This is a genomic window from Acinetobacter sp. BHS4 (assembly GCF_018454425.1).
GTDB lineage: Bacteria > Pseudomonadota > Gammaproteobacteria > Pseudomonadales > Moraxellaceae > Acinetobacter > Acinetobacter pittii.
Genome location: NZ_CP075323.1, coordinates 1,429,375 through 1,442,592, shown reverse-complemented (window position 1 = coordinate 1,442,592; position 13,218 = coordinate 1,429,375). Strand labels below are relative to the sequence as shown.

The window sequence follows — 13,218 nt, the reverse complement described above, 5'->3', positions numbered from 1 at the left end:
TTGAAGGATACTCTGCATGTCTTAATTACAATAGCTCGATAAAAATGAATACATCTTTAGCTAATCAAACTTATGTTCCAGATATTTTAGGCACAGGTTACGAACAGCTCACACTTAGTTTTCCTGATGATTATGAAGGGAAAGTTGTAGCCACCTTAGTGCGTAAAAAAACCGCTCAATCTACTCAAAAAGCCGTACTATATATTCATGGTTTTTTAGATTATTTCTTTCAAACCGAAATGGCTGAGCAATTCAATGCTCATGGTTACGACTTCTATGCACTTGATTTAAGAAAATATGGCCGCTCAAAACTGCCTCATCAAATTTTCTATAATGTGCTCGATTTAAATGAATATGATGCCGAAATTACTCAAGCATTAGAGATTATTGGTGAAGAGCAACACACTCAGGTTTTACTCGCAGGCCATTCAACTGGTGGTTTGACAGCAACGCTTTATGCTGCTCATCATCCAGATCATCCTCTTATTAAAGCGCTATGGGCAAATAGTCCGTTTTACGACTTTAATTTAAGTCTAGTCGAAAAGAAGTTTGGTATTCCTATGCTCAGTCGAGTAGGACAATATCTACCAAAAGTTAAATTTCCAAGCCAATTAAACAAATGGTACACCACCAGTCTTCACAAGCAGCTCAAAGGCGAATGGGAGTTCAACCTTGACTGGAAACCAACCTCTGCCCCTACAGTTCAGCTCAGCTTTGTACATGCGATTCATACGGCGCAAAAAGAGATTCACCGCGGAGTTAAACTGAACGTTCCCGTACTAATTATGCATTCCCATCAAACTAAAAATCCAAAAAAATGGGGAATAGATGCGACTCAAAGTGACGTAATTTTAGATGTTAAAGATATTGAGAAACATGGTAAAAAAATTAAAGGTGATGTCTCTGTAGTCTCTATTCACAATGGATTGCATGACTTAGTCCTTTCAGCCCAGCCAGTACGAGAACAAGTCTATCAACAATTGTTCCAGTGGCTGGATCAAAAATTACTTAACTAAGCTTAGGTGAGTCAAGGTATTTTACCAGCAGTTGATGCGCAGGATGTTCACTTGGTAAGAGCTCCATAAGGCGTTCTACCGCATCAATTGCTTCAGGGAAATGAGCTAGATGCTTTAACAGTAAATCTGTTTCTTGGGTTTTAAAAATTGCATCGCTCAAGCGTGACTCAAGGCAGTCGCGCCATGCACATAAAAACGGACTTTCAGTTTTTGCCAGAAATACACCAGTGTAAAGCTGCAAAGCCGAGGCTGCATATCCCGCATCGAGCGCTTGTTCAGCTTGTAAAAAATCGGCTTCAACATGCACCAGCAAACGATATGGACGTGAACCAAGTAAACCACCCAAAATATCTCGCAGTTGAGACATTTCAGCTTTAAGCGTACCCATACTGACTTTACGTTCGCCATACAGCGCCTGATAAAGATGCTCTAAAGTTAAACCATGCGGACATAGTGCCAATATGGTTAAAATTTCAATTTGACGCGGCGTTAATAATAAACTTTTGCCGTTAAATTTAACTTGCGGCGTCGAAAATGCACGGATATGTAATTGCTGGCGCTGCTGCTCTAGCAAAGCAGATTGAATAATGGATGCACAACGTTCAGCAGCCAGAATTCCTAAACTATTATGGTTCTTCCATGTGGTTGATAAATCAACAACACCTAGCGTTTGTTTTGAGTATGGATCGATAATCGGTGCGGCATAACACACCCAATCATGAATCGACTCCATGTAATGTTCGTTTGAAAAAACACAGCTTGATTGTTGAGTTTTTAAAGATAAAGCCAAGGCATTGGTGCCCACAAATTCTTCACGCCACTGACCACCTTGTACAAAATGTACACGCTCAGCAGCACTTTGCATTTGAGCACTTGGTGCCGTCCAGATAATCGTACTGCCGATATCACCGACAGCAATTACCATTGAAGATTGCTCTGCAATATGACGTAAGTCGTCGGCACATTGGGTTAAAGCCATATCTAAAGCATTCTGTGAAGCAGTTTTTTTCTCGACTAATGGAGCCGCAAAACGCTCTTTAGGAATCGCAGCAGAGGCTGATCGTTCCCATGAGCTTGCAATACTTTGGCCGAGTTTGGCAGCGTTCTGAGGAGAGAGACTATTTTGCGTGCGCAGTTGATCAATCAACGTCCGTTGCTGCAATAAATCCTTTTTTGTGAACATTTGTAAATTCCTTATATATCCACATTTCTATTCCAACCTTTCTCCAACCTTCTTCTTTATATCCTAATTATACAAAGTACGAAAGTACCTACTGACAGGGTTCTTGTTAGTCTTTAGTCCTAAAAAGCAAAGGAATATTTATATGCGCTATATCGATCCAAATCAACCAGGCTCAAAAGTTCAATTTAAATCACAATATGAAAATTTTATTGGCGGTGAATGGGTGGCACCTATAAAGGGTGCATATTTTGATAATGTATCTCCTGTTGATGGAAAAGCTTTCACACGTATTCCACGCTCTAGTGCCGAAGATATTGAACTCGCTCTAGATGCAGCACATAAAGCGAAAGCAACATGGAATAAAGCATCACCAACGGTACGCTCAAATATACTTTTAAAAATTGCCGATCGTTTAGAAGCAAATCTTGAAATGCTTGCTGTTGCCGAAACTTGGGATAATGGTAAAGCGGTACGTGAAACTTTAGCAGCTGACCTTCCGCTCGCGATCGACCATTTCCGTTATTTCGCTGGATGTATTCGTGCTCAAGAAGGTGGCATCTCTGAAATTGATGAAGATACCATTGCTTATCATTTCCATGAACCACTCGGTGTAGTTGGTCAAATTATTCCATGGAACTTCCCGATTTTGATGGCAGCATGGAAACTTGCACCTGCTTTAGCAGCAGGTAACTGTGTTGTGATTAAGCCAGCTGAACAAACTCCAGTGGGTATTTTGTTGGTGGCTGAACTCATCCAAGACATTTTACCGCCGGGTGTACTTAATATTGTTAATGGTTTCGGTTCAGAAGTCGGCCGCCCGTTAGCTACCAACCCACGTATTGCAAAAATCGCATTCACAGGTTCAACTCAAACTGGACAAATGGTGATGCAATATGCGACTGAAAATATTATTCCAGTTACCTTAGAACTTGGCGGTAAGTCACCAAACCTTTTCTTTGAAGATATCATGGATAAAGAAGATGACTTCTTAGAAAAAACGCTTGAAGGTTTTGCCATGTTTGCCTTAAACCAAGGTGAAGTATGTACTTGCCCTTCTCGTGCTTTAGTACAAGAAAGCATTGCTGATCAGTTCTTAGAGATGGCTGTCGAACGAGTAAAACGTATTAAGACTGGTCATCCACTTGATACTGAAACGATGATTGGCGCACAAGCATCTCTACAACAACAAGAGAAAATCTTACGTTGTATTAACACTGGTCGTGAAGAAGGTGCAGAGCTCTTACTTGGCGGTAGCGGCCGTAAAGAAGTAGGCGATGGTTACTATGTCGATCCGACTATTTTTAAAGGTCACAATGGCATGCAAGTTTTCCAAGAAGAAATTTTTGGACCTGTACTTGCTGTGACAACATTCAAAGACTTTGACGATGCAATTAAAATCGCCAATGACACCATGTATGGTTTAGGTGCAGGTGTATGGTCACGTTCAGCTCACATTTCTTATCGTGCTGGTCGTGCTATTGAAGCTGGCCGTGTTTGGACAAACTGCTATAACATCTACCCTGCACATGCTGCATTTGGTGGTTACAAGAAGTCTGGTATTGGTCGTGAAAACCACAAGATGATGCTAGATCACTATCAACAAACTAAAAACTTGTTGGTAAGTTACTCAACTAAACCAATGGGCTTCTTCTAAGTTTCGCACCAAGTTGATACCAAACTATCAACACTAGAAAGAAGTAAGATGACTAATTATATAAGAAGCCAGTAATTTAGATTGCTGGCTTCTTTATTTACGATTGTTAAGCTTGAATTTTTATCATTTAGAATAAAAAATCTCCATCTACTCTCTAAAGTGCTTCATTTAGGCATTGCTTTTGCATTGATTCATACAAACCCACTCGCAGGAGTATTGTATGAATCAACCAGAAACAGCTTCCGTTATTTCCTCAAAGACAGAAGTCTCGTCAGCAGAATATTTTGCTCAGCGTCAACTCAAACAAGGTACGGTTGGTTGGTTACTCCTGATTGGTTTAGGCGTAGCTTATGTGATATCGGGTGATTTTGCTGGCTGGAACTTCGGCATAGCCCAAGGTGGTTGGGGTGGGATGTTTATTGCAACTGCACTCGCTGCAATCATGTACCTATGTCTATGTCTTTCTATGTCAGAAATGTCCACCATGATGCCGACAGCAGGCGGCGGTTATAGTTTTGCGCGTGCTGCTTTTGGTCCTTTTGGAGGCTATTTAACAGGAACAGCTATTTTAATTGAATACGCAATTGCTCCTGCGGCGATTGCCGTATTTATTGGCGGTTATTGCGAATCTCTATTTGGCATTAATGGCTGGATGATTTACCTCGCCTGCTACGCCATTTTTATGGGTATACACCTCAAAGGTGCCGGCGAAGCTTTAAAAATCATGTTCGCAATTACCCTTGTCGCTGCTGTTGCCCTTGTTGTGTTTATTGTGGCAATGATTCCACACTTTAATGCACAAAATTTATTTGATATTCCAGTTGGTACAGATGTTGGCGCAAGTCTTTTTTTACCTCATGGCTATTTAGGCATCTGGGCCACAGTTCCCTTTGCAATCTGGTTTTTCCTTGCAGTTGAAGGTGTGCCATTAGCAGCCGAAGAAGCAAAAGATCCAGCCAAATCTCTGCCACGCGGTTTAATCGGAGCAATGCTCATCTTAACAGCCTTTGCCATGCTCATTTTATTCTTAGGTGCAGGTGCAGCGGGTGCAAGTACTTTACAAAACTCTGGCGCTCCCCTCGTCGATGCTCTGGTTAAAGTGTATGGCACCAATACTTGGCTTGCGACTTTTGTTAACTTTGTTGGTTTAGCAGGTTTAATCGCGAGTTTCTTTTCAATTATCTATGCCTATTCGCGTCAAATTTTTGCACTCTCTCGTGCTGGTTACTTACCTACTTCACTCTCTTTAACCAATAAAAATAAAGCCCCTTATCTCGCAATTATTATTCCGGGCATTATTGGGTTCTTGCTTTCACTCACCAAAGAAGGTGATTCACTCATTTTAATCGCTGTTTTTGGTGCCACCATTTCTTATGTGTTGATTCTTTTATCCCACATCAAACTACGCCTATCTAAACCCGACATGCCTCGTCCTTATAAAACTCCTGGAGGAATCGTTACTTCAAGTATTGCCTTAGTTCTAGCAGTCGCTGCTGTAGTTGCGGGCTTTGTTGTTAACCCAAAAGTTTGGTTTATTGCTGCCGCTATTTATGTCGTATTTATTGCTTACTTTTTATTCTATAGCCGTTATCATTTAGTGAAAGGCACACCAGAAGAAGAGTTTGCAAATATTAAAGCCGCAGAACAAGAACTATAAAAAAGGATTCAACTATGAGTTATCGCAATATTGTCGCCAATCAACAGTATCACTTTGCTGACTTGAAGACCTTGATGGCAAAAGCAACGCCGTTACGTTCAGGTGATGAATTAGCAGGTGTAGCGGCCAGAGATGCAACCGAACATGTTGCGGCACAAATGACTTTGGCCGATGTACCACTTAAAACTTTTTTGAATGAGGTTGTGGTCGATTACGAAACTGATGAAATTACAAGACTAATTATTGATGAACATGATCTGGCAGCCTTTGCCCCTATTTCACACTTTACAGTAGGTGATTTTCGAAATTGGTTACTTGGTGAAGAAGCCACTGCACAAAGCCTAAAAGCCTTAGCGTCAGGTTTAACTCCAGAAATGGTAGCTGCTGTCAGCAAAATTATGCGCAATCAAGATTTGATTTATGTTGCCAGTAAATGTGAGGTAGTCACTCAATTTCGTAACACGATTGGTTTAAAAGGCCATCTTTCTACCCGTTTACAACCGAACCACCCTACCGATGATGTGCTTGGTATTTCTGCAAGTATTTTAGATGGTTTGATGTATGGCAATGGTGATGCCGTGATTGGTATCAATCCAGCGACGGATAACCTACATAATTTGTCAGAGCTACTGAAACTGCTTGATCATGTCATTCAGGAATATCAGATTCCAACACAATCTTGTGTTCTCACACATATCAGCTCAGGCATTCAACTTGCTGAAAAAAATGTGCCAATTGATTTAATGTTCCAATCAATCGCTGGTACACAACTGGCTAACGAAGGCTTTGGAATATCGCTCGATTTACTACAAGAAGGATATGAAGCCACACTTGCACTCAAGCGCGGAACCATTGGACAAAACGTCATGTACTTTGAAACGGGTCAAGGCAGTGCGTTATCCAGCAATGCACATCACGGCGTTGACCAGCAAACATTAGAAACGCGTGCTTATGCAGTAGCTCGTAAATACAATCCGCTTTTAGTGAATACAGTCGTTGGCTTTATTGGTCCTGAATACCTTTTTAACGGTAAACAAATTATACGTGCGGGACTAGAAGATCACTTCTGCGGTAAGTTGCTTGGCGTGCCAATGGGCTGCGACATTTGTTATACCAACCATGCCGATGCCGACCAAAATGATATGGATGTTCTTCTTACTCTGTTTGGTGCTGCGGGCATTAACTTTATAATGGGGATTCCGGGTTCAGACGATGTCATGCTCAACTATCAAACCACTTCATTCCATGATGCCCTCTATTTAAGACAACTCCTCGGTTTAAAACCCGCTCCTGAGTTTTCAGCATGGCTTGAACAGCAAGGTATTTTTAAACAACAAAACTCCCAAATATGTTGGGCAGACCACATGCCCGACCAATTCTCTCGCCTGCTCATGAACTAGGGAGAACACCATGAAACTGAACCATGATATTCAATATCCATCTTCTACCCATCAAGATCAGTGGGAAAAACTTAAACAATTTACTGATGCCCGTATTGCTCTGGGCCGTGCGGGTTGTAGCATCCCGACACGTGCCTTACTTGAGTTCCAGTTGTCGCATGCGCAAGCAAAAGATGCAGTTTATCAAGAGATGGATGTTTCTTATTTGTCTGAGCAATTAGCACAACGGCAACTGCAAAGTCTTCATGTCCAAAGTAATGCTCCTAATAAGGAAATTTATCTTAAACGTCCAGATTTAGGTCGTCAGCTTTCAAACCCATCAAAAGAAGCCTTAATTAAGAAGTATGCAGAAAACACGCAACAGTATGATGTTTGTATTGTGGTCGGTGACGGTCTCTCCGCAAGAGCGATTGAAGCGAATGCTATCTCATTCATTACAGCGCTAAGTGAACAAATTCAGCAAGAAAAATGGAGCCTTGCACCGATTACACTAGCAACAGGCAGTCGGGTTGCTTTAGGTGATGAAGTTGCTGAGATCTTTAAGGCACCCATGCTAGTGATGCTAATCGGTGAGCGCCCTGGTTTAAGCTCTCCTGATAGTATGGGAATTTACTACACATGGAATGCATATTCAGGCTGCCTCGATGCCAAACGTAATTGTATTTCTAATGTTCGCTCAGCAGGTTTAAGTATTCCAGTTGCAGTACAACGTTTAATGGCATTAATGAAAAAATCAAAACAGCTTGGCTTTTCAGGAGTTAATTTGAAAGATGAACATCAACTTTCAGATATAGGTCTTGAGGGAACTCAAAAGCTATTATTTTAAACAGTAGAATATGTTTAGGGATTTATTCATAAATAGATAATCCTTTGCATAACAACCTCATTTTAACGAAAAATATCAATTTTCAGGTATTGACGATTTATACAGATATTTTCTTCTTTATATTTATCGCTATACTCCACCTATTGATCTTCTATGAATCATTTGTATGAACACAACAAACGCCTTCCCTAAAACTATTTATGCCATTCAGCATCTTGCTTTCGAAGACTTAGGTTCATTAGAAGATGTCTTTTATCAACTCGGATTTCGCGTTCGTTATTTTGAAGCAGGTGTTGATGATTTAACCCCTGCTTTTTCACATGAAGGTTTAACTATTATTTTAGGCGGTCCAATCGGAGTTTATGAAACTGACGATTATCCATTCTTAAAAGATGAAATCGCTTTACTCAAACAACGTTTAGCAGCTGACAAGCCTACACTTGGTATTTGCCTAGGCGCACAGCTTATTGCTCATGCACTTGGCGCAAAAGTATATGCAGGACATCAAAAAGAAATTGGCTGGGCTCCACTCAGCTTAAGTTTACGTCCTAATCAGGTATTATCTGCTTTGCTTAATAATGTCCATGTTCTACATTGGCATGGTGACACTTTCGACCTCCCTGAAAACGCGGTGTTATTAGCTAGTTCAGAGATTTATACCAATCAAGCATTTGAAGTTGGAAATAATATTCTCGCGTTGCAGTTTCATATTGAAACAACAGAAGAAAATTTTGAGAAATGGTTAATTGGCCATACATGTGAACTTCGAAATGCCAATATTTCTATTCCAAAACTTCGCGAAGAAAACTTACAATATGCTCAAGCACTTGAACATGCTGCTTTTGATGTTATTCAAAAATTTCTTAAACGAATTGGATATAGCGGTTAATAAATAAAATTATCTTCAATCTAATAATTAATCTATATATCTCAATAGAGCCAACTGCTTTTTTATTAACCAAAAGATAGGGTAAAAACCTATTTTTTGGCACATTTTATATTCAACAAAGTCTACTGTTTTACTATACTTTTATTCACAAATATAAATAGTTAAATCATTATGGAAATCCTGAAATTTATTAAAAGCTTTAATACAGTGAACACTTATTTATTGCTAGCATCTATTCTTCTTATAATCATTGTTCTTTATTTCTACGTGGTTAATCCGGCTTAGCTTATTTGCCAAAGCACCATAAAACATAATATATGTAAGAAAATAGATATAAAAAAGCCCAACTCAGTTGGGCTTTTTTATATCTGCTATTTGCTCAAAAACATTTTACGCGTCTTACTTTTTCTCAGGCTTGAAACTATCTTTCAAATCAAGAATACGGTTGAAAACCGGTTTCTCTGGTGAATGATCATATTGATCAGCGACAAAATAGCCTTCACGCTCAAATTGGAAACGATCTTCAGGATTCGCTTGTGCCAAAGCTGGCTCAATGACAGCTTGTACCACTTTCAATGATTCAGGATTAAGATTTGCCAAGAAGTCATCGTCTGCATCAGGTGCGGCTTCAGTAAATAAACGATCGTAAATACGCACTTCAGCAGGAATCCCTTTAGTTGCAGATACCCAGTGAATCACGCCTTTAACTTTACGGCCTTCCGGATTCTTTCCTAGAGTTTCAGGGTCAATTGAACATTTTAGTTCAATCACTTCACCATTTGCATCTTTAATGACTTCATCACATTTAATCACGTAAGCATGGCGTAAACGCACTTCACCGTCAGGAATTAAACGTTTAAAGCCTTTTGGCGGTACTTCTTCAAAATCTTTACGATCAATATAGATTTCCTTGGTTAAAGGAATCACACGATCACCCATATCAACATTAGGATGGCGAGCATGTGTAAGCTCCATATCTTCAGGTAAATTAGTTAAAGTCACTTTAAGTGGACTTAAAACAGCCATACCACGGGCAGCAGTATTTTCTAAAGATTGACGAATACAGAACTCAAGCATTGCAACATCAACAATACCGTCAGTTTTTGACACGCCTACACGTTTACAGAAATCACGTAAGCCTTCAGGAGTAAAGCCACGACGGCGCATACCGACTACGGTTGGCATACGTGGGTCATCCCAACCATTTACATACGCACCTTCCACCAATTTACGTAATTTACGTTTTGACGTGATGGTGTAGTCCACGTTTAAACGTGAAGATTCGTACTGATGTGGAACAGCTTTAGATTTTACTTTTTCAACAATCCAGTCATAAAACGGACGGTGATCTTGGAACTCTAATGTACAAAGCGAATGGGTAATTCCTTCAATCGCATCAGACAATGGATGAGCATAGTCATACATTGGATAGATTTTCCATTTATCGCCAGTTTGGTGATGCTCTGAATGCAATACGCGATATAAAATCGGATCACGCATATGTACATTTGTACTTGCCATATCAATCTTGGCACGTAAAACCGCTTCACCCTCTTTAAACTCACCGCTACGCATTTTTTCGAAGCGAGCAAGATTCTCTTCAATAGATGCATCACGGTATGGAGAGTTTTTACCTGGCTCAACAAAGCTACCGCGGTTTAACTTAATTTCTTCTGGAGATTGTAAATCTACATATGCATCGCCTTGTTCAATAAGTTGAACTGCCCATGCATATAATTGATCAAAATAACCCGATGCATAGCGTGGTTCACCATTCCAGTTAAAACCAAGCCATTTCACATCGTTAGCAATACCATCAACATACTCTTGTTCTTCAGCATCAGGGTTTGTATCGTCAAAACGCAAATTACACAAACCATCAAACTCTTCAGCCACACCAAAGTTCAAGCAAATCGCTTTTACATGGCCAATATGTAAATAACCATTTGGTTCTGGTGGAAAACGCGTTACGATCTGCTTTGCACGTCCCGTAGCCAAATCATCAGTAATGACTTGGCGAACAAAATCTAAGCCAGCCTGTTGTTCTTGCTGCGCAGAATCGACAGAGGCATGAGTATTCGGTGTCGGGTTATTAGGCAGGCTCGAGACAACATCATTAGGCTTCATAGTGTATCAATCACTTCTTTGTAGATAAATTTCGAAAAATTTAAACGCTATCTTCATTTTTCACAAAGATTTTAACGTTTTTTACTTGCCTTGTAGTTTACAGTTTGCTTATGCTTCTCTCAACCAAAAACCCATGGTCATAAGCCCATGTTTAGGAGATTAATGTAATGAGTTTTCCTCAAGTCGAATTAAACACCAATAAAGGTCGTATTGTTCTTGAACTAAATACTGAAAAAGCACCAAAAACAGTAAAAAACTTTTTAGAATATGTACGTGACGGTTTTTATGACGGCGTTATTTTCCACCGTGTCATTGATGGTTTCATGATCCAAGGTGGCGGGATGGATGAAAACTTCAAAGAAAAAGCAACTCGTGATTCTATCGAAAACGAAGCTGACAACGGTTTAAGCAATGATGTTGGTACGATTGCTATGGCACGTACTCAAGCACCTCACTCTGCTTCTGCACAGTTCTTCATTAACGTAAAAAACAACTCTTTCTTAAATCATACCTCTAAAACTGCTCAAGGTTGGGGTTATGCTGTATTTGGTAAAGTTGTTGAAGGTATGGATGTTGTTGAAGCGATCAAAGGCGTTCGCACTGGCAACCGTGGTTACCACGCTGACGTTCCTTTAGAAAACGTTGTAATCGAATCTGCTAAAATTATTTCTGAATAATTTTAGGAATAAGCTGTGACCTATTTGTTTATCTCTGATTTACACTTGTCACCTGAACACCCTCGACTTGTTCGAGGGTTTTTAGATTTATTGGTGCATTATCAAAATAAACAAACACAGCTTTATATTTTAGGTGACTGGTTTAACGCTTGGATTGGCGATGATTACTCAGCACCATGGCTCGATGAAATTGTTGAGGCATTAAAAGACTTTAACAAAAAAGGAAATCGGGTTTACTTCCAAGTAGGTAATCGTGATTTTGCCTTAAATCAAGTTTTCCTTAATAAATTTAACGGTGTATTACTACCCGACATTTATTATCTTAATATTGCTGGACATCAGTACCGTCTAGAACACGGTGATGCCCTATGTACAGATGACGTTTCCTATCAAAGATTTAGAAAAATTATTCGAAATCCGCTCTTAGTTGCTCTTTTACGCCGTACACCACTGAGTTTTCGTACCAAACTGGTTAATGGCTTTCGTAAAAAAAGCTCCGCTGATAAACAGCAAAAAAGCTATGAAATTATGGATGTGAATGAACAAGCTGTTATTTCTGCTTTAAAAGATGCAGATATACTGATTCATGGGCATACCCATCGCCCTTCACTTCATAAGGTAGAAGCTAAACAACGAATTGTTCTTGGCGATTGGCGTGAAGATCAAGCTTATATTTTGGAAATTGATCCATCTTCAAATACGCAACAGCTTGAATTGATTATCTGGAATTATTAACTAAAAATTAGTTACTTTTTATTTGAACTTTCAATTCTTTAATTTTGTTATTTAAATCAAAATTGTAAATCGCACACATACTGGCAATAAATACAAATTTCCAGCTTATATGTGCATGATTGTGATACTCAATGTATAAAATCAAAAGACTCAAAATAAATGCAAAAATGATAAAGGCTTTCACGATTCTAAATTCTCGCAGCTTACTCTTTGCATCTGTTGGCATTAAATCAATCATTTTCAATAGATTATTAAAACTTTATATAAACATTATATTTCTTTATCAAACTACATACGAAATGTTTTTGAATAAAATAGCGTATGATGGCAAAGATTAAATTCTCTCAATTGCCATAAGATTGATATGGAGCACACCTATGGACTTATTGAATTCTGTTAAAAGCCGCTATACAACAAAAGCATATGATTCTGAAAAGAAAATTCCTCAAGAAAAAATTAATAAATTATTAGAAATTTTACGTTTTACCCCTTCTTCAGTAAATATTCAGCCTTGGCACTTTGTAGTTGCAGACAATCTTGCAGCTAAAGAACGAATCGCAAAAGCATTAACAGGAAAGTATGCTTACAATGCTCCTAAAGTGCTTGAGTCATCACATACACTTGTATTCTGTACAAAAACGGATATTACATCTGAGTACTTAAATCAACTACTTGAGCAAGATGATTTAAGTGGCCGTTTTAAAGATGAAAAAGCAAAATTAGGCCAAAAAGATACTCGCCATGGCTACGTCGAGTTCTACCGAAATGAACAGAAAAATTTATTCGGGTGGATGGAAAATCAAACATTCATTGCTTTAGGACAGTTACTGTTTGCTGCGGGCTTAGAAGGCATTGATGCAACTCCAATGGGTGGCTTTGATGAAGAAATTTTAAATACTGAGCTCGGGTTAACTGAAAAAGGCTTACGAAGCTCTGTGATTGTTTCTCTAGGCTATCGCAGTGAAAATGACTTTAATGCTAAGCTTCCTAAATCACGTCTGCCAGATGAAGTGATTTTCACATATTTATAAAAATATCTATAGTTCAAGAGATT

13 protein-coding genes are annotated in these 13,218 nt (G+C 39.2%); 10 read left to right on the top strand and 3 right to left on the bottom strand.

The features are described 5' to 3' along the window. The first annotated feature begins 44 nt into the window (after nt 1-44). Nucleotides 45-1,016 carry an alpha/beta hydrolase gene (locus tag KIP84_RS06825; protein ID WP_069037204.1) on the top strand — a complete coding sequence of 324 codons (972 nt, stop codon included), beginning with the start codon at nt 45-47 and terminating at the stop codon, nt 1,014-1,016. On the opposite strand, the gene KIP84_RS06820 is transcribed toward KIP84_RS06825, so the two are convergent. Beyond that, nucleotides 1,009-2,199: a helix-turn-helix domain-containing protein gene (locus KIP84_RS06820; RefSeq protein WP_075384017.1), complete on the bottom strand. Its 1,191-nt coding sequence runs from the start codon at nt 2,197-2,199 to the stop codon at nt 1,009-1,011. The genes KIP84_RS06825 and KIP84_RS06820 overlap by 8 nt on opposite strands. 142 nt (nt 2,200-2,341) lie before the next feature. Here KIP84_RS06820 and KIP84_RS06815 point away from each other — a divergent pair, with 142 nt between their 5' ends. The 6 genes from KIP84_RS06815 (at nt 2,342) to KIP84_RS18770 (ending at nt 8,910) form a co-directional block, all read left to right on the top strand. Next, nucleotides 2,342-3,853: an aldehyde dehydrogenase family protein gene (locus KIP84_RS06815; protein ID WP_002119354.1), complete on the top strand. Its 1,512-nt coding sequence runs from the start codon at nt 2,342-2,344 to the stop codon at nt 3,851-3,853. Between the two features lie 220 nt (nt 3,854-4,073). Beyond that, nucleotides 4,074-5,510, top strand: a complete 1,437-nt coding sequence (gene eat, locus KIP84_RS06810) for an ethanolamine permease (protein ID WP_213689573.1) — start codon at nt 4,074-4,076, stop codon at nt 5,508-5,510. Between the two features lie 14 nt (nt 5,511-5,524). Next, complete coding sequence (locus tag KIP84_RS06805) at nt 5,525-6,910, top strand: ethanolamine ammonia-lyase subunit EutB (protein ID WP_005046422.1); 1,386 nt, start codon at nt 5,525-5,527, stop codon at nt 6,908-6,910. A gap of 10 nt (nt 6,911-6,920) precedes the next feature. Then, nucleotides 6,921-7,736: an ethanolamine ammonia-lyase subunit EutC gene (gene eutC, locus KIP84_RS06800; RefSeq protein ID WP_213689572.1), complete on the top strand. Its 816-nt coding sequence runs from the start codon at nt 6,921-6,923 to the stop codon at nt 7,734-7,736. Nucleotides 7,737-7,902: 166 nt separating this feature from the next. After that, nucleotides 7,903-8,625, top strand: a complete 723-nt coding sequence (locus KIP84_RS06795; RefSeq protein ID WP_213689571.1) for a glutamine amidotransferase — start codon at nt 7,903-7,905, stop codon at nt 8,623-8,625. A 171-nt stretch (nt 8,626-8,796) separates the two neighbouring features. Then, nucleotides 8,797-8,910: a hypothetical protein gene (locus KIP84_RS18770; protein WP_081325758.1), complete on the top strand. Its 114-nt coding sequence runs from the start codon at nt 8,797-8,799 to the stop codon at nt 8,908-8,910. A gap of 114 nt (nt 8,911-9,024) precedes the next feature. On the opposite strand, the gene KIP84_RS06790 is transcribed toward KIP84_RS18770, so the two are convergent. Beyond that, nucleotides 9,025-10,752 carry a glutamine--tRNA ligase/YqeY domain fusion protein gene (locus tag KIP84_RS06790; RefSeq protein ID WP_213689570.1) on the bottom strand — a complete coding sequence of 576 codons (1,728 nt, stop codon included), beginning with the start codon at nt 10,750-10,752 and terminating at the stop codon, nt 9,025-9,027. A 167-nt stretch (nt 10,753-10,919) separates the two neighbouring features. Here KIP84_RS06790 and KIP84_RS06785 point away from each other — a divergent pair, with 167 nt between their 5' ends. Together KIP84_RS06785 and KIP84_RS06780 are read left to right on the top strand one after the other, a co-directional pair. Beyond that, entirely contained in the window at nt 10,920-11,429 is a 510-nt protein-coding gene (locus tag KIP84_RS06785; protein WP_213689569.1) for a peptidylprolyl isomerase, read from the top strand. A 15-nt stretch (nt 11,430-11,444) separates the two neighbouring features. After that, the gene (locus tag KIP84_RS06780) at nt 11,445-12,164 is read left to right on the top strand and encodes a UDP-2,3-diacylglucosamine diphosphatase (protein ID WP_213689568.1); all 720 of its coding nucleotides are present in this window, start codon (nt 11,445-11,447) and stop codon (nt 12,162-12,164) included. A gap of 7 nt (nt 12,165-12,171) precedes the next feature. On the opposite strand, the gene KIP84_RS18765 is transcribed toward KIP84_RS06780, so the two are convergent. Continuing rightward, complete coding sequence (locus tag KIP84_RS18765) at nt 12,172-12,402, bottom strand: hypothetical protein (RefSeq protein ID WP_060464640.1); 231 nt, start codon at nt 12,400-12,402, stop codon at nt 12,172-12,174. A gap of 139 nt (nt 12,403-12,541) precedes the next feature. Between KIP84_RS18765 and nfsB the strand changes: the two genes are divergently transcribed. Further along, nucleotides 12,542-13,195: an oxygen-insensitive NAD(P)H nitroreductase gene (gene nfsB / locus KIP84_RS06775; protein WP_213689567.1), complete on the top strand. Its 654-nt coding sequence runs from the start codon at nt 12,542-12,544 to the stop codon at nt 13,193-13,195. Nucleotides 13,196-13,218 lie beyond the last annotated feature (23 nt).

Coding starts and splice junctions, on each gene's coding strand:
- KIP84_RS06825 (WP_069037204.1), top strand. CDS start 45: ATGAATACATCTTTAGCTAATCAAACTTATGTTCCAGATATTTTAGGC.
- KIP84_RS06820 (WP_075384017.1), bottom strand. CDS start 2,199: ATGTTCACAAAAAAGGATTTATTGCAGCAACGGACGTTGATTGATCAA.
- KIP84_RS06815 (WP_002119354.1), top strand. CDS start 2,342: ATGCGCTATATCGATCCAAATCAACCAGGCTCAAAAGTTCAATTTAAA.
- eat (WP_213689573.1), top strand. CDS start 4,074: ATGAATCAACCAGAAACAGCTTCCGTTATTTCCTCAAAGACAGAAGTC.
- KIP84_RS06805 (WP_005046422.1), top strand. CDS start 5,525: ATGAGTTATCGCAATATTGTCGCCAATCAACAGTATCACTTTGCTGAC.
- eutC (WP_213689572.1), top strand. CDS start 6,921: ATGAAACTGAACCATGATATTCAATATCCATCTTCTACCCATCAAGAT.
- KIP84_RS06795 (WP_213689571.1), top strand. CDS start 7,903: ATGAACACAACAAACGCCTTCCCTAAAACTATTTATGCCATTCAGCAT.
- KIP84_RS18770 (WP_081325758.1), top strand. CDS start 8,797: ATGGAAATCCTGAAATTTATTAAAAGCTTTAATACAGTGAACACTTAT.
- KIP84_RS06790 (WP_213689570.1), bottom strand. CDS start 10,752: ATGAAGCCTAATGATGTTGTCTCGAGCCTGCCTAATAACCCGACACCG.
- KIP84_RS06785 (WP_213689569.1), top strand. CDS start 10,920: ATGAGTTTTCCTCAAGTCGAATTAAACACCAATAAAGGTCGTATTGTT.
- KIP84_RS18765 (WP_060464640.1), bottom strand. CDS start 12,402: ATGATTGATTTAATGCCAACAGATGCAAAGAGTAAGCTGCGAGAATTT.
- nfsB (WP_213689567.1), top strand. CDS start 12,542: ATGGACTTATTGAATTCTGTTAAAAGCCGCTATACAACAAAAGCATAT.